23 protein-coding genes and 1 tRNA gene are annotated in these 25,353 nt (G+C 58.0%); 8 read left to right on the top strand and 16 right to left on the bottom strand.

Annotation, left to right across the window (positions count from 1 at the left end):
- Positions 1-7: 7 nt before the first annotated feature.
- From btsR to FCN80_RS21715, 3 genes are all read right to left on the bottom strand, one after another.
- Positions 8-733, bottom strand: coding sequence for a two-component system response regulator BtsR (btsR, locus tag FCN80_RS21725; protein ID WP_136992439.1), 726 nt, complete (start codon positions 731-733; stop codon positions 8-10).
- Complete coding sequence (locus FCN80_RS21720) at positions 727-2,418, bottom strand: sensor histidine kinase (protein ID WP_136992438.1); 1,692 nt, start codon at positions 2,416-2,418, stop codon at positions 727-729. Before FCN80_RS21720 ends, btsR begins: the two co-directional genes overlap by 7 nt.
- A 216-nt stretch (positions 2,419-2,634) precedes the next feature.
- Positions 2,635-3,642, bottom strand: coding sequence for a zinc-binding alcohol dehydrogenase family protein (locus FCN80_RS21715; protein WP_136992437.1), 1,008 nt, complete (start codon positions 3,640-3,642; stop codon positions 2,635-2,637).
- A gap of 226 nt (positions 3,643-3,868) precedes the next feature.
- Between FCN80_RS21715 and FCN80_RS21710 the strand changes: the two genes are divergently transcribed.
- Complete coding sequence (locus FCN80_RS21710; RefSeq protein ID WP_136992448.1) at positions 3,869-4,510, top strand: GntR family transcriptional regulator; 642 nt, start codon at positions 3,869-3,871, stop codon at positions 4,508-4,510.
- 21 nt (positions 4,511-4,531) lie between these two features.
- Here the strand turns inward: FCN80_RS21710 and FCN80_RS21705 are convergent, their stop codons facing one another.
- The 11 genes from FCN80_RS21705 to FCN80_RS21655 all read right to left on the bottom strand — a co-directional run bounded on the left by FCN80_RS21705 (position 4,532) and on the right by FCN80_RS21655 (position 17,111).
- Entirely contained in the window at positions 4,532-5,986 is a 1,455-nt protein-coding gene (locus FCN80_RS21705) for an NAD-dependent succinate-semialdehyde dehydrogenase (RefSeq protein ID WP_136992436.1), read from the bottom strand.
- A gap of 407 nt (positions 5,987-6,393) precedes the next feature.
- Positions 6,394-6,648 (bottom strand): GlsB/YeaQ/YmgE family stress response membrane protein, encoded by a 255-nt coding sequence (locus FCN80_RS21700; RefSeq protein ID WP_136992435.1) that lies wholly within the window; start codon positions 6,646-6,648, stop codon positions 6,394-6,396.
- Between the two features lie 158 nt (positions 6,649-6,806).
- A complete protein-coding gene (locus FCN80_RS21695) occupies positions 6,807-7,487 on the bottom strand; it encodes a metallophosphoesterase (protein WP_230492852.1) in 681 nt (226 codons plus the stop codon).
- Between the two features lie 191 nt (positions 7,488-7,678).
- Positions 7,679-8,788, bottom strand: a complete 1,110-nt coding sequence (locus tag FCN80_RS21690) for an iron-containing alcohol dehydrogenase family protein (protein ID WP_230492851.1) — start codon at positions 8,786-8,788, stop codon at positions 7,679-7,681.
- Between the two features lie 21 nt (positions 8,789-8,809).
- Entirely contained in the window at positions 8,810-10,495 is a 1,686-nt protein-coding gene (gene hutU / locus FCN80_RS21685) for a urocanate hydratase (protein WP_136992434.1), read from the bottom strand.
- Between the two features lie 24 nt (positions 10,496-10,519).
- Positions 10,520-12,079 (bottom strand): histidine ammonia-lyase, encoded by a 1,560-nt coding sequence (gene hutH / locus FCN80_RS21680; RefSeq protein WP_136992433.1) that lies wholly within the window; start codon positions 12,077-12,079, stop codon positions 10,520-10,522.
- Positions 12,080-12,175: 96 nt separating this feature from the next.
- Positions 12,176-12,961: an ABC transporter ATP-binding protein gene (locus FCN80_RS21675; protein ID WP_136992432.1), complete on the bottom strand. Its 786-nt coding sequence runs from the start codon at positions 12,959-12,961 to the stop codon at positions 12,176-12,178.
- Positions 12,961-13,734: an ABC transporter permease gene (locus tag FCN80_RS21670; RefSeq protein ID WP_230492856.1), complete on the bottom strand. Its 774-nt coding sequence runs from the start codon at positions 13,732-13,734 to the stop codon at positions 12,961-12,963. Before FCN80_RS21670 ends, FCN80_RS21675 begins: the two co-directional genes overlap by 1 nt.
- A gap of 106 nt (positions 13,735-13,840) precedes the next feature.
- Positions 13,841-14,818 carry an ABC transporter substrate-binding protein gene (locus FCN80_RS21665; protein WP_136992430.1) on the bottom strand — a complete coding sequence of 326 codons (978 nt, stop codon included), beginning with the start codon at positions 14,816-14,818 and terminating at the stop codon, positions 13,841-13,843.
- 326 nt (positions 14,819-15,144) lie between these two features.
- Positions 15,145-15,741 carry a HutD/Ves family protein gene (locus tag FCN80_RS21660; RefSeq protein ID WP_136992429.1) on the bottom strand — a complete coding sequence of 199 codons (597 nt, stop codon included), beginning with the start codon at positions 15,739-15,741 and terminating at the stop codon, positions 15,145-15,147.
- Complete coding sequence (locus FCN80_RS21655; protein WP_136992428.1) at positions 15,738-17,111, bottom strand: formimidoylglutamate deiminase; 1,374 nt, start codon at positions 17,109-17,111, stop codon at positions 15,738-15,740. Before FCN80_RS21655 ends, FCN80_RS21660 begins: the two co-directional genes overlap by 4 nt.
- A 144-nt stretch (positions 17,112-17,255) precedes the next feature.
- Between FCN80_RS21655 and hutC the strand changes: the two genes are divergently transcribed.
- Genes hutC through hutG form a run of 3 tightly spaced genes read left to right on the top strand, consistent with a single transcriptional unit; the run spans position 17,256 to position 20,119 of the window.
- The gene (hutC, locus tag FCN80_RS21650) at positions 17,256-18,005 is read left to right on the top strand and encodes a histidine utilization repressor (RefSeq protein ID WP_136992427.1); all 750 of its coding nucleotides are present in this window, start codon (positions 17,256-17,258) and stop codon (positions 18,003-18,005) included.
- A gap of 50 nt (positions 18,006-18,055) precedes the next feature.
- Positions 18,056-19,273 carry an imidazolonepropionase gene (gene hutI / locus FCN80_RS21645; protein ID WP_230492854.1) on the top strand — a complete coding sequence of 406 codons (1,218 nt, stop codon included), beginning with the start codon at positions 18,056-18,058 and terminating at the stop codon, positions 19,271-19,273.
- 45 nt (positions 19,274-19,318) lie between these two features.
- Positions 19,319-20,119: an N-formylglutamate deformylase gene (gene hutG, locus FCN80_RS21640; RefSeq protein ID WP_136992425.1), complete on the top strand. Its 801-nt coding sequence runs from the start codon at positions 19,319-19,321 to the stop codon at positions 20,117-20,119.
- A 46-nt stretch (positions 20,120-20,165) separates the two neighbouring features.
- Here hutG and FCN80_RS21635 read toward each other — a convergent pair whose 3' ends face one another.
- Positions 20,166-22,064 carry an ArnT family glycosyltransferase gene (locus FCN80_RS21635; RefSeq protein ID WP_136992424.1) on the bottom strand — a complete coding sequence of 633 codons (1,899 nt, stop codon included), beginning with the start codon at positions 22,062-22,064 and terminating at the stop codon, positions 20,166-20,168.
- Between the two features lie 761 nt (positions 22,065-22,825).
- On the opposite strand from FCN80_RS21635, the gene FCN80_RS21630 reads away from it, so the two are divergent.
- The 4 genes from FCN80_RS21630 to FCN80_RS21615 all read left to right on the top strand — a co-directional run bounded on the left by FCN80_RS21630 (position 22,826) and on the right by FCN80_RS21615 (position 25,023).
- Positions 22,826-23,629, top strand: a complete 804-nt coding sequence (locus FCN80_RS21630) for a class I SAM-dependent methyltransferase (RefSeq protein ID WP_136992423.1) — start codon at positions 22,826-22,828, stop codon at positions 23,627-23,629.
- A gap of 266 nt (positions 23,630-23,895) precedes the next feature.
- Positions 23,896-24,363, top strand: coding sequence for a hypothetical protein (locus tag FCN80_RS21625; protein ID WP_230492850.1), 468 nt, complete (start codon positions 23,896-23,898; stop codon positions 24,361-24,363).
- Between the two features lie 141 nt (positions 24,364-24,504).
- Positions 24,505-24,580: transfer RNA gene (locus FCN80_RS21620), tRNA-Asn, on the top strand.
- Between the two features lie 179 nt (positions 24,581-24,759).
- Positions 24,760-25,023 (top strand): Arm DNA-binding domain-containing protein, encoded by a 264-nt coding sequence (locus tag FCN80_RS21615; protein WP_230492849.1) that lies wholly within the window; start codon positions 24,760-24,762, stop codon positions 25,021-25,023.
- A gap of 72 nt (positions 25,024-25,095) precedes the next feature.
- On the opposite strand, the gene FCN80_RS21610 is transcribed toward FCN80_RS21615, so the two are convergent.
- Positions 25,096-25,353: transposase domain-containing protein (locus FCN80_RS21610; protein WP_136992421.1), on the bottom strand; the 258-nt coding region annotated here is incomplete at its 5' end.

Here is a 25,353-nt window from a genome sequence, read left to right as displayed (position 1 = left end):
AAGGGACTTAACCCTTCAGGCCGAGCAGCGTTTTAAGGGATTTGAGATAGCGGCGGCTGACCGGCACGGAATAGCCGTTGGAGAGCGCGATTTCCGCCTGACCGCTTTCTTCCAGCCGGATTTCGCGTAAATGGGCCATGTTGATGAGGAACTGGCGATGGCAACGAACTAGCGGCGTGCGGTTTTCCAGAGTTTTCAGCGTCAGTTCGGTAAAACATTCGCCGCCTTCCACGCCGGTCACGTACACGCCGCTCAATCGCGAATTGGCGTAAATCACTTCCTCGGTTTTCAGCAGGTAGATGCGACTGCGGCCGCTACAGGGGATATACCGCAGGTCGTTATCCTGCCCGCCGAGCGCCAGCATGTCCTGGGCCGGCCGTGCTTCGCACAGGCGATTGAGAGTCTTCTCAAGCCTGGGAGCCTCGATGGGTTTGAGCAGATAATCAAACGCATGCTCTTCAAAGGCCCGCACCGCATACTCGTCATAAGCGGTCAGAAACACGATGTAGGGCATACAGGCCGGATCGATCATGCCCACCATCTCCAACCCGCTTATCCGCGGCATCTGGATATCCAGAAAGACCACATCGGGATGCAGGCGGTGCACCGCGCCGATGGCCTCTACCGCGTTGGCGCATTCCCCCGCTACCGTTACCCGGGGATCTTGTTCCAGCAGACATCGCAGGTTCTCCCTGGCCAGGGGCTCGTCATCCACGATAAGCACATTCAGCACGACGCCTGTTCCTCCAGCGGCAGACTCAGATTAATGCGGGTAAACCGCTCGGGTTCGAACTCCACGCTGATGCCGTAATCATCGCCATAACGCACCCGGATGCGCTTGTCGACCAGATTCATGCCAAGGCCGGTGTTGCCCGGCCGCAACCGATAAAGTCCGGCGTTATCCTCGATACTTAATAATAGATGATCATTCTGCCGCCTGGCTTTCAGCGTCACCACGCCCTGGCCCAGCAGATGGGAAGTGCCATGTTTTATGGCATTCTCCACGATAGGCTGCAGGGAAAACGCCGGCAAGTGCAAACCCAGCAGCGCGGGCGGCAGCTCGAACCGAACTTGCAGCCGATCCTGGAAACGGGCCTTTTCGATCTCCAGGTAGGCCGTGACATGTTCGATTTCATCGGCAAGCGTCACCATTTCTTCCGAACGCTTAAGATTCTTGCGAAAGAAAGTAGACAGATTCTGTACCAGTTGTCCCGCCTGATCGCTATCCCGACGAATAACCGCCAACAAGGTATTTAGCGCGTTAAACAGGAAATGCGGATTGACCTGGGCGTGCAGCAGCTTGATCTCCGATTGGCTGAGCAGCAATTTGTAACGTTCATATTGCCCGGCCAGGATTTGTGCCGACAGTAAACTGGCAATCCCCTCGCCCAAGGTTCGGTTGATGGAGCTGAACAGCCGATTCTTAGCCTCGTAGAGCTTAATGGTTCCGATGACCTGGTTGTTTTCGCCACGCAACGGAATGACCAGCGTCGACCCCAATTTGCAGTGACGTTGTAACGAGCACTGATAAGGGACTTCGTTGCCATCGGCATAAACCACTTCGTTATTATCAATAGCGCGCCGCGAATGGGCCGATGCGATGGGTGTGCCAGGCAGATGATGATCATCGCCGATACCGATGAACGCCAGCAGTTTTTCGCGATCCGTGATGGCCACCGCGCCGATATCCAGTTCTTGATAGATAACCTGGGCCACCTTCATGCTGTTTTCCTGATTGAAACCCTGGCGCAAAAAGCCTTCGGTGCTGGCGGCGATTTTCAGCGCGCGGGCGGAAAACGCCGTGGTGTACTTCTCGAACATCGCCCGCCTGTCCAACAGGATGCGGATGAACATTGCCGCACCGACGCTATTGGTAACGATCATGGGCAACGCGATGCTTTTCACCAGCCGCAGCGCCTCGTCAAAGGGCCGGGCTATGGCCAGGATAATCAACATTTGCAGGATTTCCGCCGTCACCGTGACGCCGGCGGCGGTAAAGGGGTTCACCAATTGATCGATGCGCCCGCGACGGATAAGCACCCGATGGGCCAAACCGCCAAGCAACCCTTCCACCACGGTGGATATCATGCAACTCAGGGCGGTCATGCCGCCGAGGGAATACCGGTGCAGCCCGCCGGTCAGACCGACAAGCACGCCCACCAGCGGCCCCCCGAGCAATCCGCCCAATACCGCGGCAATGGCTCGGGTATTGGCGATGGAATCCTGGATATGCAATCCAAAGTAGGTTCCCATGATGCAAAACATGGAAAACATCACATAACAGAGCAGTTTGTGGGGCAAACGGACGGTAACTTGCGTCAGGGGGACAAACAGCGGCGTTTTGCTCAGCAAATAGGCTATCACCAGATACACGCACATCTGCTGCAATAACAATAAGACCAGATTAAACTCATGCATACGGCGGCTCGGCTTAGACCACGCAACACATATCCGGCGCGCATGGGAACCGGCCGGATAACACGGTCAACACCGTAACGGGGATTGGGCGGGGTAACTTTGACCCGTCTCACTAATTTACAATTTTTTTAAGTGCGTCCCCCGGTAACGCCTTTCGCGCGGCGAGCCGGAGTGCAACCATCGGGCTAAGCACCCCGGTACCACGAACAGTCTGGGTTAAAATCCTTCCAGCACCACCTTGCCGCGGGACTTGCCGCTTTCGATAAGCGCGTGGGCGCGACGGAGATTACCCGCATTTATCAATCCATAATGCTCGGCAAGGGTGGTCTTCAATGTACCGGCGTCCACCAGCGCCGCGATGCGTTCAAGCAATTGGTGTTGTTTAATCCTATCCGCGGTTTGGTAGGTCGAGCGGGTAAACATCAGTTCCCAATGTAGCGACAGGCTTTTGCCCTTCAGCGGCTTGGCGTCGAGACTGGCGGGATCATCGATGAGCGCCAGTCGCCCTTGCGGCGCCAGCGCATCGATCAATTGCGGATAATAACTGTCGGTGTGGGTGAGGCTGGCGACATGGGTGACGTCATTAATGCCCAGCGCCTTGAGCTGTTCCAACAAATTGCGGCTGTGATCGATGACATGATGCGCGCCCAGGGAGGCCACCCATTGGTGCGTTTGCGGCCGCGACGCGGTGCCCACCACCGTCATTCGGGTCAATTGCCGGGCCAGTTGGGTCAGTATTGATCCCACACCGCCGCCGGCGCCGATAATAAGCAGGGTCGCCCCGTCGCCGCCGTTTTCCGGGACGCCCAGGCGGTCAAACAGTAATTCGCCGGCGGTGAGCGAGGTCAGGGGCAGCGCGGCGGCTTCGGCAAAACCGAGGGTGGCCGGTTTATGGCCGACAAGGCGTTCATCCACCAAATGCCATTCGCTGTAACATCCAGGCCGGGTAATGGCGCCAGCGTAAAAGACGTGGTCGCCCGCCTTAAACAGCGTGACATCGGCGCCCACGTCGGCGACGATGCCGGCCACATCCCAGCCCAGTACGCGGGGCTCGGTGACGGGAGCATTGGTGCGGACTTTGGTATCCACCGGGTTGACCGAGATAGCCTTGACTTCCACCAGCAGATCATGTGGTCCTGGCGCCGGTTTCGGCAGTTCGGTATCAATAAGCGAGCGGGGATCTTCGATAGGTAATCCGTGTTGGGTATAGACAATGGCTTTCATTAGTGGAGCTCCCATGGCAATTGAATTCGTATGATGAATCCTATGCGCTTTGCCGACCGGCGAATAGCGGAGTAATAGCGTAGCACTTGCACTGTGGCGTTGAAAATCCGACGCGGCCGGCCGGCTGTCATTTGCGGCGTCATGGGGTATATTTGACGGGTTCGATTTATTACGCCACCGCCGCGGTGTGATTATGGAAACACAATTGCGTTATTTTACGGATCTAATGGAACATTCCTATTTAGGCTCCAGCGTTTATGCCGCGTTACGCCAGGCATTGATCACCGGACAACTTAAACCTGACGAGCGCCTGAAAATCCGGGATTTGGCCGTCGAAATGGGCACCAGCGTCACGCCGGTCAGAGACGCCGTGCTGCAACTGGCGCGAGAGCAGGCGCTTGAGATGCGCACGCCCAAGGATATCCGCGTGCCGCTGCTGACCAAGCCGCAATATATGGAAATCCGCACGCTGCGGCTGGATCTGGAGGGGTTGGGGGCGCAACGCGCGGCGTTGCGGATCACGCCCGCGACGCTGCACCAATTGACCGTCAATATTCGTAATAACATCCGCGCCATTACCGAAGAGGATCTGGCCGGCGCATTGCGGCTAAATAGCGAGTTTCATGTTCTGGTGGCGCACAGCGCCGAGATGCCGTTACTGAGCAGTTTTATCGACAGGTTGTGGATGCGGTTGGGACCGGCCATCGCCCAGGCATATACCCGCTTGTCCCGGCAAACGACCATCGATTACCATCAGGACGTTTTGATGGCATTGCGCCGACGGGACAGCGGCGGCGCCGAAATTGCCATGCGACGGAATATCATGGCCAGCCATGATGCCCTACTGGCAATGTTCGCCGCCAGCTGACGGCAAATCCGCCCCGCCAGATTAGCGGGACAGATCCAGACAGAGGTATTTCATCTCAAGATATTCCTCGATGCCGAATCGCGAACCCTCGCGTCCGAGTCCGGATTGTTTCACGCCGCCAAACGGCGCCACTTCGTTGGAAATAAGGCCGGTATTCACCCCCACCATGCCGTATTCCAGCGCTTCGGCCACTCGCCATTGCCGGGCGGCGTCCCGGGTGAAGAGATAGGCGGCCAGACCGAATTCGGTATCGTTGGCCTGCGCCAGCGCTTGCGCCTCGTCATCGAACGGAAACAACGGCGCTACCGGCCCGAAGGTTTCTTCCCGGGCAAAGCGCATGGCGGCGGTCACATCGCCGATGACCGTGGGCTGATAAAACGTGCCGCCCAGCGCGTGGGATTCTCCGCCGGTCAGCAGCGTCGCCCCCTGGGCCAGCGCATCAGCAATATGGGCACGGACTTTGCGAACGGCGTCATCGTCAATGAGGGGTCCCTGGGTTATTCCCGGCGTTGCGCCGTTGCCCACATTGAGCTCGGCCACCTTCGCCACCAGACGGGCGGCGATGTCGGCATAAATGCCGCGCTGAATGTAGATTCGATTGGCGCAAACGCAAGTTTGGCCGCTATTACGAAATTTTGAGGCCATGATGCCGGCCACCGCCGCGTCCGGATCGGCGTCGTCGAAAACAATGACCGGCGCGTTGCCGCCCAGTTCCAACGACAGTTTTTTAACGGTCGGCGCGCATTGCGCCATCAGCACGCGGCCGACCTCGGTGGAGCCGGTAAAGCTGAGCTTGCGCACCACCGGACTTGCGCACAGGACCTTGCCCACCGCCTGGGCCGGTCCGGTTGTCACTTGCAGCACGCCTTTGGGTATTCCGGCGCGCAACGCGAGCTCCGCCAGGGCCAACGCCGTCAGCGGAGTCTGCTCAGCGGGTTTGACTATCATGGTGCAGCCGGCGGCCAGGGCGGGCGCCGCTTTGCGGGTGATCATCGCCGCCGGGAAATTCCAAGGCGTGATGGCGGCGGTAACGCCTATCGCCTGTTTAAGCACCAGTAAGCGTTGCTGAGCCTGCGGTGTCTGCAATACCGCCCCCTCAACCCGTTTGGCTTCCTCGGCGAACCACAGGATGAAACTGTTGGCATAAGCGATTTCCCCCCGGGCCTCGGCCAGGGGTTTGCCTTGCTCCGCCGTCAAGATGGCGGCCAGGTCTTCCTGGTGCTGCTCAATGAGCGCCGCCCAACGCTGCATCACGGCGGCGCGCTGTTTGCCGGTTTGCGCCCGCCAGGCGACCAGCGCTTCGGCGGCGGCGGCAATGGCGGCCGATGTTTGATCGGCGCTCACCTGCGCCACATCGGCCAAAATTTCCCCGGTGGCCGGATTGATTACCGTTTCGGTGGCGCCGGTATCGCCGTCGCGCCATTCGCCATCGATCAAAGCCTGATGGCGAAGTAATTGCGGGTCCTTAAGCTGCATGCGTTTTCCTCGTTTCGATTAAGTCGATGTGACAGCGGACGCTAATGGTCCTCACGGACTCTGATGCTATTTATCCGCTTTATGGCTTGGCGATCCAGTGCCAGTTTCAAAAAAAAGGCGGGACCACTTTATATTACCCGCGCCGATGGGGTTGAACGGTGAAAAGAAGCTCGGTTTGCAAGGCAAGAGAACGCATTAGATATGCAAGGGCGCCATTAATCATCACCACTCATCATATTTCAAGCCGCCTCTTTGTTGGCTGCGTTCGCTCACCCCAGTCACACAATGGACTATGCTCCTGGGGATTCGTTTATTTGCCGCCGCGATGCGGCTTGAATGAGAGAAGTCTATTTAACGAAAAACGGCGTCGATAATCGGGATTGAGAACATCTCAAAGACATTGCCGGTTACGCTTCGCGTCGCACCATCCGGTAAATCAACAGCACGACGATGGCGCCGATTACCGCGACCACAAAACTGCCGAAATTAAAGCCGTCGACCCGTCCATAACCGAAAAACGTGCTGATATAACCGCCAACCACCGCGCCGACGATGCCTAGAATAACGGTAAGAATGAAGCCGCCGCCGTCGCGGCCGGGCATAATCCATTTGGCGATAATACCGGCAATCAGGCCAAAGATAATCCAGGATAGAATCCCCATATTCAGTCTCCGTTGTTATTGGCTTACCCATGCAATGGGCTCTGGTTGTCATCACCCGCTCATTCCGCCGGCCCAGCATTGCGTGTCGACGGTTTGAACAAGGGTCAACCGTATTATAGCCAAATTTATTTCTTCCGCCCCCGGCGAAGGGCGACGATTTAAAGCGGAATCCGTCCCAGTTCGAATAAGGTTAACGTACCGCCGTATACCGCGCCGGTATCAATATAAAATTGATTATGGAAATGCCGTACCCGATCCAACGGCGTATGACCGAAGAAAAACTGGGTCGCGCCGCCGATGGCGACGCCTCTGCCCTGTTGATTGCGCTGGAAGCGGCGCCGGCTCCAGATAAGGGCTTCCTCGTCCACCGGCTGACCGAATTCATAATGGTCGAGGGGATAATCGGCATGGGCCACGACAAGATGGCGATCCGCCATGGGAATATCGACGACCAGCGGCAAGGCGGCGCACTCGGCTATCAGCGTTTTGGCCTGCGCCTGCCCCCGCTCGTCCAGCCGTGATAGCCAGTTTCCCCCATTGAGCCGCCACAGGTCGTGGTCATTGTGACTTATCGCCTCCATGGCCATCTGCTCATGGTTGCCGCGCACCGCGCAAAACCAGTTTTCCCGCAATAGCGACAGGCATTCGAGGTTTTGCCGCCCCCGGTCAATCAAATCGCCGACCGATACCAGCAAGTCGCAATCCGTATTAAAAGATTGCCGCTCCAATTTATCGACCAATTGATCATAACAACCGTGCATATCGCCGACGATAAAAATGCGGCGCCAGTCGGCGGGGTGGATCCTATGGTAAATGGCGCCAGGAATATGCTGAAACATCGCTACTCCCCCAGTAAAGGCCTATTGCCGGGACCATTGGCGCGCATATCGGCCGGTCCCGGCGTTATCCGTCAGGCCGATTGGTCGGCCATCGGTATAATACTTTACTATAGCAGCACCCACCGAAGATCCCCCCGGGACGCAATGGCCCATCTCGATCGGCCGGCGCGGCAGAACATCCCCCATCGCGCCTAACGCGCGGCGGCCAGGGAATCCACCCGCCTCATGGCCTGATCAACATCGCCGGAGCCGACCGGCTTTGGCATGTTGGCCATATCCGGCGCCTGGGCGGCGGCCAGACAGATCGCGTCCCGTTCGGCCGGACTCAAATCGCCGCGAATTTCCGCCAGCCGCACCGGTAGCGAGCATGCTCTGGCCAGGCGAATGGCCTCAAGCAGTTCCGCGTCGTCGCGGCCCTCCAGCGCCAGCAGGCAAAGGTTGCCATAGCCCACCAGCAGACCATGGCCGAAATTCCGGGTTTTGTCATTGACGGTGAACCCCTCATAAACGGCATGGGCCGCAGCGGCATGGGCGCCGCGGCCCATGATGGAGGTCAGTCCGGCGAACACGAATATCGCGTCCAGCGCCTGTTCCAGCGCCGCCGACGGGGCTTTGCGCAGCAACGCTTCGCACGCCGGCCGGCCATAGCGGGCGATAAGGTCATAACAGATACGGCTATTGGCGCTGGCCGAGGCCGACATCCCGTCGAATAGACCAGGCCGGCCGATGGCGCGATATTCATACCATTTGGCCAGTGTATCGCCTAACCCCGCCGCCAGCCAGCGCAGTGGGGAAGCCGACAACAGTCGCGTATCGATAATGACCGTCGCCGGCGCTTGCGGCAGTGGGAACAGATCGCGAAAATGCCCTTCATCGGAATAGCGAATGGACAGCGGCGTTATTGCGGCACAGGTGGCCGCGATAGTGGGTAACGTAATCACCGGGCGATTAACGGCGTTTCCCGTCGCTTTGGCGGTATCAAGCGCCTTACCGCCGCCGATGCCGATGATCACCTCAATGCCTTCCGTGCGCGCTTGCTTCGCCAGCCGCTCGATATGGGTTTCGCTGCATTCGCCGCCATACCAGGCGAATACCGCCAATGTCACGCCGGCCGCCGCCAGTTGGCCGTATACCGTCTGTTCAACGGCGGCCAACGCGCGATGGCCGCCGATGACCATGGCCCGGCCGCCCAAGGCGGCGCACTGGCCGCCCAATTGATTGACGGCCGCCTCGCCGCGGATCACGCGGGACGGAAAACTCAGTTGCTGCAAATTCACGGCCTGTCCCCCTTTGTTTGCCACGCAATAGCGTCCGTCATGGGCTTAGCCTATCATCGGCAACTTGAGCCCGTATTTTTTCGCGCAAGCGATGGCTTCTTCATAGCCGGCATCGGCATGACGCATCACGCCGGAAGCCGGATCGTTCCACAACACGCGGGCCAGGCGTTCATCGGCCTTCTCGCTGCCGTCGCAGACGATGACCATCCCCGCATGCTGGGAAAAGCCCATGCCAACGCCGCCGCCATGGTGCAAGCTGACCCAGGTCGCGCCGCCGGCGGTGCTGAGCATGGCATTAAGCAGCGGCCAGTCGGATACCGCATCGGAGCCGTCGCGCATCGCTTCGGTTTCACGGTTGGGCGATGCCACCGAACCGCAATCGAGGTGATCACGGCCGATAACGATCGGCGCCGACAGCTCGCCGGAGCGCACCATTTCATTGAATGCCAGCCCGGCCAGATGCCGTTCACCCAGGCCCAGCCAGCAAATCCGCGCCGGCAGGCCCTGGAAGGCGATGCGTTCTTGCGCCATGTCAAGCCAGTTGTGCAATGAGGCGTTATCGGGAAACAGCGCCTTGAGTTTGGCGTCGGTTTTGTAAATATCTTCCGGCGATCCGGACAACGCCGCCCAGCGAAACGGTCCCTTGCCCTGGCAAAACAGCGGACGGATGTAGGCGGGAACGAAACCGGGGAAATCAAACGCATGGGTGACGCCTTCTTCCAGGGCCACCTGTCGGATATTGTTACCGTAATCCACCGTGGGTACGCCCATGGCGTGAAAACTCAGCATGGCGCGAACATGTACCGCCATGGATTGGCGCGCGGCGCGAATGACGCCCGCGGGATCGGATTTTTTGCCGGCTTCCCATTGCGCCAGACTCCAGCCGGCCGGCAGATAACCGTTTAGCGGGTCATGGGCCGAGGTCTGATCAGTGACGATGTGCGGACGAGGGCCGCCGGCCTGGGCGCGTTTCGCCAGTTCCGGCATGATTTGCGCCGCATTGCCAAGCAAACCGACTGAAATCGCGTCGCCGCGGCGGCAAGCGTCTTCAATCATACCCAAGGCCTCATCAATGCTATGGGCCTTATGATCGAGATAGCGGGTGCGCAAACGGAAATCGATGCGGGATTCCTGGCATTCAATGGCCAGCACGCAGGCCCCCGCCAACACGCCGGCCAACGGCTGCGCGCCGCCCATGCCGCCAAGACCGGCGGTCAGGATCCATTTGCCGCGCAGATCGCCGCCATAATGCTGCCGGCCGGCTTCGGCGAAGGTTTCATAGGTGCCCTGCACAATGCCCTGCGCGCCGATATAAATCCAGGAGCCCGCGGTCATCTGGCCATACATCATTAATCCGGCCCGATCCAGCTCATGGAAATGTTCCCAATTGGCCCAATGGGGCACTAAATTGGAATTGGCGATCATGACCCGCGGCGCATCCGGGTGGGTGCGGAACACGCCCACCGGCTTGCCGGATTGCACCAAGAGGGTTTCATCTTCGTTCAGTTCACGCAGACTGTCGAGGATGGCCTCGAAACAGGGCCAGTTGCGCGCCGCTTTGCCGATACCGCCGTACACCACCAGATCATCCGGCCGTTCGGCCACATCCGGATCCAGATTGTTTTGGATCATGCGGTAAGGGGCTTCAATCAGCCAGTTCTTACAGGTAAGCGCGGTACCGCGCGGCGCGCTGACCGGGCGGGCGACAGCATGGCTAACGTCTTTTTTCATCACGGGTTCCTTTATATTACGTCCTCAGAGCGTCGTCTGGTGACTGGGTAATAACGATTGCAATTCTTCCGGCAGGCTGACTTCACCCACCCACAGGCGCATGGCTTCGATGTCCGGCGCCAGTAGCCGATCGCTGTCCATAAAAGCGACCCGTTCGCGAATACCGGACAGGTGCGTTTCCAGCAGATCCGAACTGCGCAGCGGTCGGTGAAAATCGATGCCCTGGGCGGCGGCCATGGCCTCGATACCGACCACGACCGAGGTGTTGTAGCACATCTCCCGCAGGCGCCGGGCGCCGAAAGCGGCCATTGACACATGATCTTCCTGGTTGGCGGAAGTGGGCAGGCTATCCACGCTGGCCGGATGGGCCAGGGATTTGTTTTCCGACGCCAGCGCCGCGGCGGTCACCTGGGCTATCATAAAACCGGAATTCACGCCGCCGTCACTGATAAGAAAAGGCGGCAGGCCGGATAAGCCGGTATCCAGCAGCAACGCCAGACGGCGTTCGGCGATGGCGCCGATTTCCGCCACCGCCAGCGCGATGATGTCCGCGGCGAACGCTACCGGTTCGGCATGGAAGTTACCGCCGGACAACACATCGCCCTCATCGGGAAACACCAGCGGATTATCCGAGGCGGCATTGGCCTCGATTCTCAGGATGACGGCCGCATGGGTCAAATTATCGAGGCAGGCGCCCATCACCTGCGGCACACAACGGATCGAGTAAGGGTCCTGTACCTTGCCGCAATCGACATGGGAGTCGACGATGCCGCTGCCCGCCAGCAGCGCCGCCACCGACCGGGCGACCGCAATCTGGCCCGCCTGACCCCGCGCCTGGTGTATGCGCGGGTCGAAAGGTTTTACCGAACCCTTGATGGCCTCCAGCGACAAGGCGCCGGCCAGCAGGCCGGCGGCGAAACAGCGCTCGGCCGCGAACAAACCCGCCAGCGCCATCGAAGTGGAAACCTGGGTGCCGTTGAGCAGCGCCAGTCCTTCCTTGGGCTCCAATGCAATCGGCGTCAGACCGGCCTGCGCCAGCCCTTCGGTCGCGCTCATCAGCCGTCCCCGCGCCCGGACCTGTCCCTCGCCCAGCAATGCCAGGGATAAATGGGCCAGCGGCGCCAAATCGCCGGACGCCCCCACCGACCCTTTGGCCGGTACGCAAGGCATCACCCCTGCGTTGTACAGTGCCAGCAAGCCCTGTACCACCGACAGCCGGATACCGGAATGACCGCGCGCCAGGCTAATGATCTTGCAGGCCAGGATCAGCCGCACGACGCCGTCTTCCAGCCACTCTCCGGTGCCGACGCTATGTGACAACACTAAGTTACGTTGTAACTCGGCCAGGCGATGCGCCGGAATTCGGGTTTGCGCCAGCTTGCCAAAGCCGGTGTTAATGCCATACACCACTTGTCCGGCGTCAAGAATTTCCGTGACCGTGCGTTGCGCCCGGTCGATGGCGCCGACGGCGGAATTATCAAGAACCAGCTCCAGTTCGTCATAATACACGGCGCGCAACGCCGCCAGATCCACGTCGCCCGGCACCAGGATATAACGTCGCCGCGATGTTAATGAAGAGTGCATAATCTATTCCTGTCTATACAAGTATAATCGATGCAAAAACACAAATCAGAAAGCCGCCCGGGTCAACACCGCGCGTCAATCCGCCATTATTTCTTCTCAGCCGGCCACACTGTGCAGCGTTTCGCTGCGGATTTCCTCGGTGACACGCGCCTTAAGCGCCATGAACTCCGCGGTGGTTTTCAAGGTGTAATCCCGGGGATGCGGGAAGGATACCGCCACCTCACTTTTAATTCTTCCCGGTCTTGCGCTGAAAATCGCCACTTTGTTGGCCATGAAAATCGCCTCATCAATATCATGGGTCACAAACAGCACCGTTTTGCGCGACGATTCCCAGATGTTGAGCAACAACTCCTGCATCAGTACCCGGGTCTGGTTATCAAGAGCGCCAAACGGCTCGTCCATCAATAGCACTTTCGGGTCATTGGCCAAGGCGCGGGCAATGGCGGTACGTTGTTGCATGCCGCCGGATAACTGGCGCGGATAATGGCGCTCGAAGCCGCCAAGACCGACTTTGGCGACGAAATATGCGCAGCGCTCCCGTTGCGTCTGGCGATCCAGGCCTCGCTCCGCCAGGCCGAAACAAATATTCTCTTCCACCGTCAGCCAGGGGAATAGCGTATAACTCTGGAACACCATGCCGCGATCCGCCCCCGGGCCGTCAATAAGATTGCCGTCTAGCCAGACTTCGCCGGCGCTGGGCTTATCCAAGCCGGCAATAATGCGCAACAATGTGGATTTACCGCAACCGGAGGGGCCGAGGATGGTGATAAAATCGTTTTCCTGCACCTGATAATCTATGGGTTGCAACGCCCGGGTCTGCTGTCCCTTGGGGCCGGTAAAGGTACGGGAAACCTGGCGGACGGACAATTTGCTGTAATTCATCACATCAGGCTCCAGGCAAACAGGCGGCGGTTTACCGCCTTGAAAATAAAGTCGGAAATCAGGCCGATACAACCGATAACGATAATGCCGAAAATGATCTGCCCGGTGTTGAGCAATGCCTGGCTGTCGACAATCATGTGGCCGATGCCGCTTGAGGAGCCGATTAATTCGGCGACGATAACATAGGTCCAGGCCCACCCCAGCACCAGGCGCAGCAACTCGGCGATTTCAGGCGCGGCGCCCGGAATCAGCACCCGCCGGACGATACTCCGGCTGGACGCCCCAAGCGTATAAGCCGCCTCGACCAGATCCCGCCGCGCCGCGCCGACGCAGACCGCCACCATCAGCACGATTTGAAAAAACGAACCGATGAAGATAACCAGGATTTTCTGCATTTCGCCAATGCCCGCCCAGAGGATCAGCAACGGAATAAACGCCGAGGCCGGCAAATAGCGGCAAAAAGACACAAACGGCTCGACGAAAGCTTCCACCAATTTGTAGGCGCCCATTAAAATCCCCAGCGGCACCGCCAACACCGCCGCCAGGATAAAGCCGCCCAGAACCCGCATCACCGTCATACCGATATCCTGAGTAAAGCCATATTCGCTAAACAGCAGATAGCCCTCATGGAACATGGTCAACGGATCGGCCAGGAACGTGGGCGATACCCAGCCGCCGAAAGTGGCCAGCGACCAAAAAGCGAAGAACAGCACGAAAAAAGCGATTCCCAGAAACCAGCGCCGGCCGGCGGAAACCGGCCGCAGCGGAACCAATAGCGGGTTATGCCGAACGGGCCGGGCGGCCGGTAGCGCCGCGGGCTCTTTCACCACCGGTAGGGAAAAATCGTTCTCGGCCTCTGCGGACATGGGGGATATCCTTTTATTGATTGACATAAGAGGCATCGTATAGCGCGTTAAGATCCGGTACCTTGCGGATGACTTTCATCTCCATCAGCAAATGCGCCGCTTCTTCGCTGAACGGTTTGATTTCGCTGGCGAAAAACACCTTGTTTTGCTGGCGGTCCTGCCAGCGCAGATAGCTTGACTCCTCGGCAAAGGCCTTGCCGGATTCCTTGACTGCCGCGCCCATAATCTCATTGGATTTATCCGGATCTTTCTTGATCATATCCAGGGCGTCGAAATAGCTCTCCACCAGCGCTTTGGCCGCCTGGGGATTTTTCTTAAGAAACGCCGGCGTACACCCCAGGGTATCCATCACCATGGGGTAATCGAGCGTCGTGGCCAGGATCTTGCCCTTGGCGGGATTTTGCCGCACGGAAGAAAGGTAAGGCTCATAAGTCATGGCGGCATCGTTGCTGCCGGCCAGGAAGGATTGCGCCGCCGCATCCGGCGCCAACGTGGTGATTTTGACGTCTTTAAGGCTCATGCCGTTTTTATCCAGCATCCAGGCCAACGTGAAGTAAGGGGACGTGCCGGGGGCGTCGACGCTTACGGTCTTGCCCTTAAGCGCCTTGATGCTGTTGATATTGTTGCGCACCACCAAGCCATCGGCGCCATAGGATTTGTCCAGTTGCACGATTTGCGTCACGGGCACGCCGCTGGCGCTCCAAGAGATATACGTCTCGACAGTGGTGGCCGCGCATTGCACATCACCCGACGCGATCGCCAAATGCCGGTCTTTCTGGGGTATCCTTTTCAAGGTGACGTCCAGCCCGTGTTTTTTGAAGATCCCCGTCTTGTCCGCCAACGTCAGCGGCGCGAAACCGGTCCAGCCGGAAATCCCGATGGCCACCGGCGTATCCGCCGCCATGGCCGGCGCAGCCATGGCCAACCCCATCACCAGGGTAAGCGGTTTGATACGACGAAAAATCGATGTGTTGGCGACGGCATTGATCATATCTCACTCCTGAGTTTACAGACGGCCCATGCGGCCGGCGAAAGGCGATTGCGGTCTACTGTATAATCTTGTCTATACAAGACCAGGCAATACTACCCAAGCAAAGCCTATGCCAGTTCACCGGTTCATGTCCCGCCACGGCGTATGACCTTGGTCACGGGTTCATGATGCCCGTTTCACGATAATGTCGACCTACGACCCGGCGCCGGCGTTGCCCTCTCTCAGTACGCGGACGGTTCGGTCATGCCCGCCGCGCGTTCCAAAATGGCGCGCCGCGCACCGAAACCATGCAACCCGCCATTTCTGACCGTCGCCGCTGACCGCCGTCATATACCCCGTCGGCATGTGCGGATGTCCGCCCAAAGTACCGTCGCGTCGGGGGAAAGCGGCGACAGCGCCAATGGCGCGAACAAATCTTGCCACCAGCCCCCTTCCCGCACCGTTAAAGGCGCGCCGTCTCCGGCCCATCGCCATTGACCGGCCATCACATAAATGACGCCGCTACGCTTGGCCGGCAAAAGTATCTCCTTGGTAGACAACGTCACCTCGGCCCGCATCGCGCCGCGCCGGGTCATGATATTAAAGTCGCGGCTGGAGCCGTCGACCAGTATTGCGCGTACCGGGTCCTCGCCGGCGAAGGCGAAAGGCTCGCCGGGCCGAGTCAGACTGTGGGTGCCGCCCTTGACGCCGTGCAGCACCGCGCCATGCCCTTCAAGCAACGTAATGTTGCGATCGATATGGGGGAAGGCGGAAAAATCGCCATCCTGGTCTATGGTGGCGATACTGGCGCGCCAAGCGAAATCCCCGCCCAAGGCGGCATCGCCACGCGGCGGCCAACTGATTATCTCCCGGGTTTCACCGCCGCCGTTGCGCCAGCGGCTGACCGGCAGGCTATGCAAGGTAAAACGGTTCAGGGCATTCATGACGCCGCCTGCCGCAATTGGCGCAGCACCCCGGCGAAGGCCGCGGCGGTTTCCCGCTCGCGGGCATGATGGCCCTCCGTAATCAATGCCCGGCCAGCCACATAGACATCGCGGATTTGCTCACGGCCGCCAGCGAACAGCCAGCGGTTCAACACGGCTTGATCCTCCGCCTCCTGGAGAAAAGGATCTTCGCCATCCAGCACCAGCCAATCAGCGCGGTAGCCCGGCGCAAGACATCCAAGCCGGACCCCGCAGGCGATAGCGCCGCCCGCCAATGCATCGCGATACAGATTATCCCCCACCAGGGCGCGCTGCGGACTGGCGATTCGGTTACGACGCCGGTCCCGTAATCGCTGGCCGTATTCGAGCCAGCGCAATTCCTCCACCACGTTTAGCGAGACGTGACTATCGGAGCCGACGCCCCACATTCCCCCCCGCGCCCTATAATCGACGGCGGGGAAAATACCGTCGCCGAGATTGGCCTCGGTAGTGGGACACAATCCCGCCACCGCGCCGCTGGACGCCAATCGGAGCACTTCACCCTGATTGACATGCGTGGCGTGGATAAGACACCAACGCGCATCCACCGGGAAATGGTCCAACAGCCACTCGACCGGGCGCTTTCCCGACCAGGCCAAGCAGTCGGCCACTTCTTTTTCCTGTTCAGCCACATGGATATGTATCGGCATTTCATCGGACGTTATGCGCAATACCTCGGCGATTTGCCGCTCATCCACTGCCCGCAGGGAATGGAAACACACCCCGAGTCGCTGCGTCCCAAGCCCCGCCATGTGCCTTAGCAACGCCTCATGCTGGCGAAGATAGTCCGCGGTATCCTGGATAAAGCGCCGCTGCCCTGCTTCAGCCGGGCGGGCGCCGAAGCCGCTGTAGCTATAAAGTACCGGCAACAGCGTCAGGCCGATACCGGCATCCGCCGCCGCACGGCTGATATGTCGCGCCATTTCGGCCGGATGCCCATAGGGTTTGCCATCGCGATCATTATGCAGGTAATGAAATTCGGCCACCTGGGTATAACCGCCTTTGAGCATATCGATATAGAGTTGGCGAGCGATGATTTCCACTTGCTCGGGGTTCAATTGCCTTACCATGCGATACATGACATCGCGCCACGTCCAGAAACTGTCTTGGGGATCGCCGGCCACCTCGGTCAAGCCGGCCATGGCGCGCTGGAAGGCGTGGGAGTGTAGATTGGGCATGGCCGGCAATACCGGCCCGGCGAGATGAATAGCATCGTCCGCGGACGCGCCGGTTTCGACATTGACAAGGCTGCCGTCATCATCGACGGTCAGACGGACATGATGACCCCATCCCTGTGGCAACAGGGCGCGGGCGGCAAAATAAACGGGCATGACGGTTTCCGGTTCAGGTTGAAAAAGGGCTGTTTACGGTTTCATCCAAACGAAATTCTTATCCACTTGTCTATACATATACATACGCGGGATTGATCAGTAAACTGTTTTTATCGTCTACGCTACCCGCCGAGGTGGGAAAAAATGACTGAAACACAATCCGCGGCACAATTGTCCGCGGTAATGAGCGATGTCCCCGCGCCGATTTATCAGCGCGTTAAGCAGGCCATTATCCAGCAAATCCGTTCCGGCGCCTGGACTCCGCATCAGCGTATCCCGTCGGAGAGCGAATTGGTGGCCGAATTGAATGTCAGCCGAATGACCATCAACCGGGCCTTGCGCGAGCTGACCAATGAGGGCTATTTGTTGCGGATGCAAGGCGTCGGCACATTCGTCGCCGAGCTAAAACCCCAGACCGCCATGCTGGAAGTCCGTAATATCGCCGATGAAATCGCCGCCCGCGGGCACCGCCATAGCAGCCGGCTCCTGACGTTGGAAGCGCGCTCCGCCACGGTCGATGAAGCGCTGGCGTTAGGCATTCAGCCCGGACAGCAGCTTTTCCATTCCCTCATCGCGCATCATGAAAACGAGGTGGCGGTGCAACTGGAAGACCGCCTGGTTAACCCGCTTACCGCGCCGGATTACCTACAACAGGACTTTAACCGTATTACTCCCTATTACTACCTGACCCAGGCCGCGCCGCTGACTGCCGGCGAACACCGGGTGGAAGCGGTTTTCCCCGAGGAACGGGAACGGGAATTGCTGCAACTGGCCCAAAACGAGCCCTGCCTGCTGATCCATCGCCGCACATGGTTCGGCAAACTGGTGGTGACATCGGCGCGGTTACTGTATCCCGGCTCGCGCTATCAACTTTTTGGCAGCTTTATTGCTTAATATTCGACGTCCGACGTCGCGTGGTAGAAGGAGAAAGGTCCATGTCCGCAATGGTAGAACATTATGACAGCCTTTGGCTGGGGGCTGATATCGCGACGCTGCGCGGGGGGCGCTATAACCTTATCGAGGACGGCGCCATCGCCGTCGCCGGGGGGAAAATCGTCTGGATTGGACCGCGCCGCGATTTGCCGCCGGCAGCCGGCTCCTGTACGCAACAGTATGAATTCGATGGCGGGCTTATTACGCCGGGGTTTGTCGATTGCCATACCCATCTGGTGTTTGGCGGTGATCGCAGCCGGGAATTCGAACAACGTCTCAATGGCGTCAGCTATGCGGATATCGCCGCTGCCGGCGGCGGGATTTTATCCACGGTGAACGCCACGCGCGACGCAACCGAAGCGCATTTGCTCGCGTCGGCGGAAACCCGGCTGGCCATGCTGATGGCCGACGGCGTCACTTGTGTGGAAATCAAGTCCGGGTACGGCCTGACGCTCGACAGCGAGCTGAAAATGCTGCGGGTTGCCCGTCGGCTGGCGGAAAAACACCCCATCGAAATCCGTGCCACCTTCCTGGCCGCCCATGCGCTGCCCCCGGAATACCGAGGCCGGGCCGATGATTATATCAACCGGATTTGCGATGAATGGATCCCCGTGGTGGCGGAACTGGGATTGGCGGATGCCGTGGACGGTTTTTGCGAACACCTGGCGTTTACGCCGGCGCAGATCGAACGGGTCTTCGCCGCGGCCGCGCGGGCGGGTCTGCCGGTCAAACTGCACGCCGAGCAATTGTCGCCGCTTGGCGGCAGTGCATTGGCGGCGCGTTGGCGGGCATTATCGGCCGATCACCTGGAATACGCCACCGATAACGATGCGCAAGCCATGGCGCAATCGGGTACCGTGGCGGTGTTGCTGCCCGGCGCCTGTTATCTCTTGCGCGAATCCCGCTTCCCGCCGGTAGCGCTGTTTCGCCGATATGGCGTGCCCATGGCGCTGGCCAGCGACAGCAATCCCGGCACCTCGCCGGCCTGCTCACTGCGCCTGATGCTCAACATGGGTTGCACGCTGTTCCGCCTGACCCCGGAAGAAGCCCTGGCCGGCGTTACCCTGCATGCCGCCGGCGCGCTAGGCCTGGCCCATCGGCTGGGCTCGTTGGAAACCGGCAAAATGGCCGACTTCACCCACTGGCCGGTAAAACATCCGGCGGAACTGGCCTATTGGCTGGGGGGCCAATTGCCCTGTACTGTCGTTTACCGCGGCAAACGGCGCTGAGATCCCGTTAAGACAAGACAACGTTTCATCAGGAGGACTTCTGCAATGACCATTTTGGATCCCTTCAGTTACGAAGCCGGAACGGCGCCGCTGCTGGTCAGCATTCCTCATGCCGGCACCCGGCTAACGCCGGCGGTGGAAGCCGGACTGAGCGAAGCCGCCCGGCCGCTGCCGGATACGGACTGGCATATTCCCCGGCTGTACGACTTCGCCCGCTCGCTGGGAGCGCATATCCTGGTCGGCCGCTATTCGCGCATGGTCATCGACCTCAACCGTCCGCCGGACGACAAACCGCTGTACGCCACCGCCACCACCGGTCTTTATCCCGATACCCTGTTTGACGGCACGCCGGTATTCATGGCGGGCAAAACGCCTTCCGACGCCGAACGGAAAATTTATCTGGACGAAATTTGGCACCCTTATCACCGTAAAATCCAGGATTGCCTTAGCGCAATCAAGGCGCGGCACGATTACGCGCTGCTGTTCGACGCCCATTCCATTGCATCAAAGATCCCCCGCCTGTTCGATGGCACCTTGCCCGATTTGAACCTCGGCACCAACGACGGCAAGAGCTGTCCCCCGTCGTTGAACGAGAGCCTGGCCGCGTTTTGCCGGGACCAGCCCTACAGCCATGTGCTCAACGGCCGGTTTAAAGGTGGATACATTACCCGCGCATACGGTCAGCCCCACGCGCGGCAATATGCCGTACAGCTCGAGCTGGCGCAATGCAATTATATGCAAGAAAGCGTGCCCTTCGATTATCTGCCCGAACGCGCCGAACCTTTGCAAAACACCCTGCGCGGCCTGGTTGCACTGATGCTGGACTGGGGTAAACAGCAGGCTTGACCCGCCGTTCCGGCGCGCGCCGCTTTGAGCGCGCCGGGACCGTCTTCTATCCGTGTTCGTGGCGGGATAGCGCGTTTGGCGACGGCATTTGAAAGCCCGTTGAGTGGTCGTGCCGGCGATACAAAACAAACCCGTTGTGGTCGGCGGGCCGATGACCGCGCCAAATCTCCCGCCATCCGTCGGCGACGATACGCTGTGGGCAGGCACGACTATCCTGCACCAGTAACCAATCGCAGGCATCGGCCGCCGGGTTTAACGTGACACCGTCACCATCACCCGACCACCCCGCATAAATCCTGACGCCGCGTAATCCTGCGACATAATGCAGCATACCCAATTCCGACTCGCCGAGACCATCCGTTGCCAGGCAGGCGCATTGTCCCGTCAGGGATCTTAACGGTGAAAAGGTCTCCCGATAGCTCCGGGCCGCATCCAACCAAGGTAACAACAGTAGCAGCGCGACGCACCAGAGCGTCGCCAAGCCGGCGGCCCAATGTAAAAATATGCGCCCCTCCCGCCGGCCGCGGATAACTCGCCACCACGCCAGGATAACCACCACCGGCGCCAGCAGACCCAGACAGCCGGTATTGCTGGTAAACGGTACCGGCAATCTCCGATCCAGACCAGGCCACAACCGGTATAACAGTCCGGGCTGGCCGTTATACTCAAGCGACAGCCAGGTGGCGATAATGACGGTCAGCAGCAGACCGACCGTCAGATCCACCAGCACCGCCGGCCACCGGCGCCGATATTGCCACCGCACCGCCATCGGCAGGGTGGCCAGAGCCAGCGCCGGCATGATGGGCAACAGATAAATATCGCGCATTGAGGCCGATGACAATAGCGTTGCCAGTCCTGACACCACAAACAACCCTACCGCCGTGTAGGCCGGCCGATGCAGGCATAACCGACGCACCCGCCGTCCCAGCCCGGACAAAGGCGACATGCCGCGCCACAACGCGATCATCATAAGGACCGTGGCAGGCGCCCCCAACGCCACCAGCGACAGCAATCGATTAGCAAAGGGGTTATCATGGCCGCCCAGGGCGGTAAAACCGGCGAAGCGTCCAATATTGTTGACCCAGAACCACTGGCTGAACAAATAAGGATCTTCGCAATACAGCAGTAGCGGCCAGGGCAGCGCAAAGGGCAGCGCACCCAGAGCGGCGGCGGCGATGAATCCGACGGCGACGCGCCGGAATCGAGGCAACGCGGCGACACATGCCGCCAGCGCCAGTCCGGCGATGCCGGCCAGCAGCAACCCCTTGGACAGTAACGCGATGCCCGTCCCGACACCAAACAACAAACCGTTGCGCAACACCCGGCCGGCAACATGGGCCTCGGGATTGGGCGCATAGCGCGCGGACGCGGAAGCCAGCGCCGCCACGGCCAACGCGGCGCCGGCCAACTGCCCCAGATCAGCGGTAAACTTATGCGCATGCTCAGCCAGGCCAGGCATACCCGCCAACAACGCCAGCGCCGTCAGCCGCCAGGCCGACAGCGTGGATGACGCCTCGCCGGCCCATTGCCGGACGCATCTTTCCCGATACAGCGTCAGCGCCCCCCACCGCAATGCCCCCACGGTCAGAACCAGGCAAGCGACAACGGCCAGCCGGGAAGATTCATGCGGTGGCAAAGCGGGCAGCGCTTTGGCGAATAATGCGCCAAGCCAGTACATTAGCGGCGGTTTTTCCAAGAAGGGATCGCCTGCCACATAAGGTACCAACCACTCACCGCGGACCAAAATATTCCAGACGATGGCGAATGAGTAAGGTTCATCGGCCTTCCAGGGAAAACGGCCGAAAATACCAATAAGAAAATAAGCGGTTATTAGCAAATAGGCGGCTCTATGGCCATTGCCGGCATCAGCGGCGTCATCGGCATTACCGAAAGCGCGCTGATAAACCAGCGAGGCCGCACGGGTAATTGGGGCTATCAATTTCACTGCTGACTTTATCCAATTAAATATAATACTTTCATTCACTATATGATTATCGAAATAATGATAATGAGTAAAACCTCACTGTCGCGATTATACACGTAAAATCAGCGTGAATTAAAGACGTTCGTCCTCCACATTCCAACATATCAGGGCTAACCACAGTGGAATTATTACAAGTTATTTTTTTAATTTGATAGGATTTATTTAAAATTAGCTTTCCCTTAGCGGCACACGCCACGGTATTTGCCAAACAGGTCGCGCTGTAGCGCGGCGACCAGGGAGCCTTACCCTCGCCGGAAACGCATTCGGACCGTCCACGACAGAACCCATGCCCGGCACGAGGCCGACGACGAACGTGCTCAATCTCGCCGCCCATGGCTTCGACCTTGTTAAATCCGCCGCCCCATACCTCTTCCGAAAGCGTACCCCCAAAGCCACCTTGCTCTGAATAGACTTCTTTGACACAAACCACGGCAAAAATAGCAATTGAACAGTATCAATAATGAACTAAGATAGTTTTATTATTACTGCGTTAATTGAGTTCAACAGGGTTAGCGTAACAAAAAAAGCAACTTCATCGCCGAATGACCGGCCTTCCTCATGTGTCCATTCATTCAGTCACATGGATAGTGGTTATTAATGATATTCAATTCGTTCTCTCCGGAAAGCCGGAGAGAACGAATCTTTCTCTGTGATGTATCGCATCTATAAAATATGACTCTTCGATGCGGTTTAACACCTATACAAAAGGTTAAGGAGACGCCATGAATGCAACCCGACCAGAACAGCCTGTGAAAGGTTCTTCGGAAGATCCTAAGGTATCCGTCTTTGACACCAGGACATTTGATGATTATGCCGACCTCTATGAGTTTTTTGCCACAGTTCCCTATCGCAAGGAACTGGAAACACCGACGATCAGATATTATCTCGGCGATCTTAGCGGTAAACGGGTAATGGATTTCGGTTGTGGCCCGGGTTTTTTTTCACGTTGGTTGAAAAATCAAGGCGCGGATGACGTCGTGGGCTATGATCTTTCCAAAGGCATGATAGCGCATGCCCAGCGGCAAGAGGCGGCAAACCCTCAGGGTATCCGTTATCTCTTCGAGTTGGACGACCGGTTAAAGCACACTTTTGATATTGTTTTAGCCATCTATATTATTCCCTATATCAGCCAACGAGACGAATTGTCATCGCTGCTTCATTCTTTTTCCTCTTTACTTAAACCCGGTGGAAAACTGATTACGTTACCACTCAACCCCGATTTTAATCCTGATCCACAATACTACCGTCCTTACAAAATTGCCCTCACCGAAATGGAACCGCGGGCCGATGGCGCCAAAGTGAATTTACATCTCTATCATCATCCACCGCCCTACGATGTGGATCTGCAAACCTACTATTGGTCGAAGCAGACATTGGAAGCAGCGTTATCGGAAGCGGGCTTTTCAGATATTTTCTGGCGATCCCTGTTAACACCGCCGCAAACCGTTGACAGCGAAACCATCACATTTTTATCGCCATATCAACGCCAGCCCCATACGTCCATCATCGATTGTACTAAATTATAAACGCCAAGGGATCTGCGAAAATGAGAACGCTCCGACAAGCCGGCGTATGCCATACCGGGGAGATTGACGCCCCAGCTTGGAATGCTTTGCTGGCCGATAATGACTTTTCTAACAACTACGGATGGTTAAGTAGTCTAAATGATATTTGAGGCCCCACCGATGTTCTGACGATAAAAGACACAGAAAGAAAATTGCTAGCAGCTTGTATCATGCAAAAACTAATTGATATAAGTCGAATTTTATTAAATGAAGTACGGTTTTTCACTTTGGCGACTGCTCTACCTGACGGTCTCACCTGGGCCGCCACGCTCAATCATGTGGTATGTTATAACCCGTTACGTCTGATTTGGTATTCCATGAAACAGGCCGTTCACTCGGAACATATCCGGCGGCGTGCCGCCGTGGCCGGTTCGATTTTTTTTGATAACCGACCTGAGCTGTCTTTTTTGGGGCTCGACGGCGCGCAATTCACCGGCGAGGCCCGCGAGATTCCGTACCAGGAATGCCAGGCCGTTCATCACTATTATTATGAACATAATTTCACCGATCCGGCCATTCGGGAGAAATGGCTCATTGATGTCGATGAGTTTCACAACGCCGGCCCGCGGCGTTTTTATGAACTTACCATTAATGCATGGTGGCTGCTGGATCTCGACGGCTGGGCCATCAACAAAGAAGATCGGCGGATCGCGGTACCTTTGAATGCGTTATCACTCGCCGATGATAAACAATAACCACGTTAAACGGCCTGCCGCCCCCGCCGAATTGGCTGTAAAATCAGCAATCTGGCGAGGCTTTGGACGAACAGAAAGCGAATCAAAAAAGGTTTTTGACAAATACCGCTGACGCCATTAGTATTCGCGGCGTTCAGCGATTCCTCTGTAGTTCAGTCGGTAGAACGGCGGACTGTTAATCCGTATGTCACTGGTTCGAGTCCAGTCAGAGGAGCCAATTTAAAGAAAGCAGACGTTCACTGACGTCTGCTTTTTTGCTTTTTATCAATTGGTTATCCCCTTCTTCGGGTTCACCCTCATTCACCAAAAAACGCTCGAAGCCATACCCTTTTGCTGGTAAAAATACTGGTAAAGCTGGTTCATTTTCGTTTTTACCAGCAATCGAAGGGAACCGTCATGTCACTTACTGATACTAAAGTAAAAAATGCCAAGCCGTCAGAAAAGGCGGTAAAGCTCACTGACGGGTTCGGCCTCTACCTGCTGGTACATCCCAACGGTTCCAAATACTGGCAGTTAGGTTATCGCTTTGAAGGAAAACAGAAGGTGTTTTCCATCGGCGTCTATCCTGCTGTTTCGCTGGCTGATGCAAGACAACGCCGGGATGAAGCAAAAAAGCTGTTAGCCGCTGGTATTGACCCCAGCGCTAAAAAAACAAGCTGACAACAAAACCATTCAAGAGAAGCGTAACAATACCCGCGCTTTCGTAAGCGCCGTTAAATCGACGTATTTCCCTTATCCATACTGCGGCACATTTTTTGAATAAGGGGCTAAGTCCACATTCCAGGGCAACAACGCGTCGATTTTCTCTGGCGTGTCCGCCTCGCCGATGTGGTCCAACACAGACTGGATATAGGCTGAGGGCTCCAACTGATTGGCTTTCGCCGTCTCGATCAATGAATAACATCCGGCGCTTGCGCTTGCGCCCTGCGAACTATCGGCAAACAACCCGGCCTTACGGCCGACCGCAAACGGGCGGATCGCATTTTCCGC

Origin of the sequence: Martelella alba (assembly GCF_005217455.1) — a bacterium.
Classification (GTDB): domain Bacteria; phylum Pseudomonadota; class Gammaproteobacteria; order Enterobacterales; family Enterobacteriaceae; genus Acerihabitans.
This window is presented reverse-complemented; position numbering and strand designations above follow the sequence as displayed.

What these genes read in the sequence shown, in the direction of transcription:
- FCN80_RS21720 (WP_136992438.1), bottom strand. Translation starts at nt 2,418, where the DNA reads ATGCATGAGTTTAATCTGGTCTTATTGTTATTGCAGCAGATGTGCGTG.
- FCN80_RS21715 (WP_136992437.1), bottom strand. Translation starts at nt 3,642, where the DNA reads ATGAAAGCCATTGTCTATACCCAACACGGATTACCTATCGAAGATCCC.
- FCN80_RS21710 (WP_136992448.1), top strand. Translation starts at nt 3,869, where the DNA reads ATGGAACATTCCTATTTAGGCTCCAGCGTTTATGCCGCGTTACGCCAG.
- FCN80_RS21705 (WP_136992436.1), bottom strand. Translation starts at nt 5,986, where the DNA reads ATGCAGCTTAAGGACCCGCAATTACTTCGCCATCAGGCTTTGATCGAT.
- FCN80_RS21700 (WP_136992435.1), bottom strand. Translation starts at nt 6,648, where the DNA reads ATGGGGATTCTATCCTGGATTATCTTTGGCCTGATTGCCGGTATTATC.
- FCN80_RS21695 (WP_230492852.1), bottom strand. Translation starts at nt 7,487, where the DNA reads ATGTTTCAGCATATTCCTGGCGCCATTTACCATAGGATCCACCCCGCC.
- hutU (WP_136992434.1), bottom strand. Translation starts at nt 10,495, where the DNA reads ATGAAAAAAGACGTTAGCCATGCTGTCGCCCGCCCGGTCAGCGCGCCG.
- hutH (WP_136992433.1), bottom strand. Translation starts at nt 12,079, where the DNA reads ATGCACTCTTCATTAACATCGCGGCGACGTTATATCCTGGTGCCGGGC.
- FCN80_RS21675 (WP_136992432.1), bottom strand. Translation starts at nt 12,961, where the DNA reads ATGAATTACAGCAAATTGTCCGTCCGCCAGGTTTCCCGTACCTTTACC.
- FCN80_RS21665 (WP_136992430.1), bottom strand. Translation starts at nt 14,818, where the DNA reads ATGATCAATGCCGTCGCCAACACATCGATTTTTCGTCGTATCAAACCG.
- FCN80_RS21660 (WP_136992429.1), bottom strand. Translation starts at nt 15,741, where the DNA reads ATGAATGCCCTGAACCGTTTTACCTTGCATAGCCTGCCGGTCAGCCGC.
- FCN80_RS21655 (WP_136992428.1), bottom strand. Translation starts at nt 17,111, where the DNA reads ATGCCCGTTTATTTTGCCGCCCGCGCCCTGTTGCCACAGGGATGGGGT.
- hutC (WP_136992427.1), top strand. Translation starts at nt 17,256, where the DNA reads ATGACTGAAACACAATCCGCGGCACAATTGTCCGCGGTAATGAGCGAT.
- hutI (WP_230492854.1), top strand. Translation starts at nt 18,056, where the DNA reads ATGGTAGAACATTATGACAGCCTTTGGCTGGGGGCTGATATCGCGACG.
- hutG (WP_136992425.1), top strand. Translation starts at nt 19,319, where the DNA reads ATGACCATTTTGGATCCCTTCAGTTACGAAGCCGGAACGGCGCCGCTG.
- FCN80_RS21630 (WP_136992423.1), top strand. Translation starts at nt 22,826, where the DNA reads ATGAATGCAACCCGACCAGAACAGCCTGTGAAAGGTTCTTCGGAAGAT.
- FCN80_RS21615 (WP_230492849.1), top strand. Translation starts at nt 24,760, where the DNA reads ATGTCACTTACTGATACTAAAGTAAAAAATGCCAAGCCGTCAGAAAAG.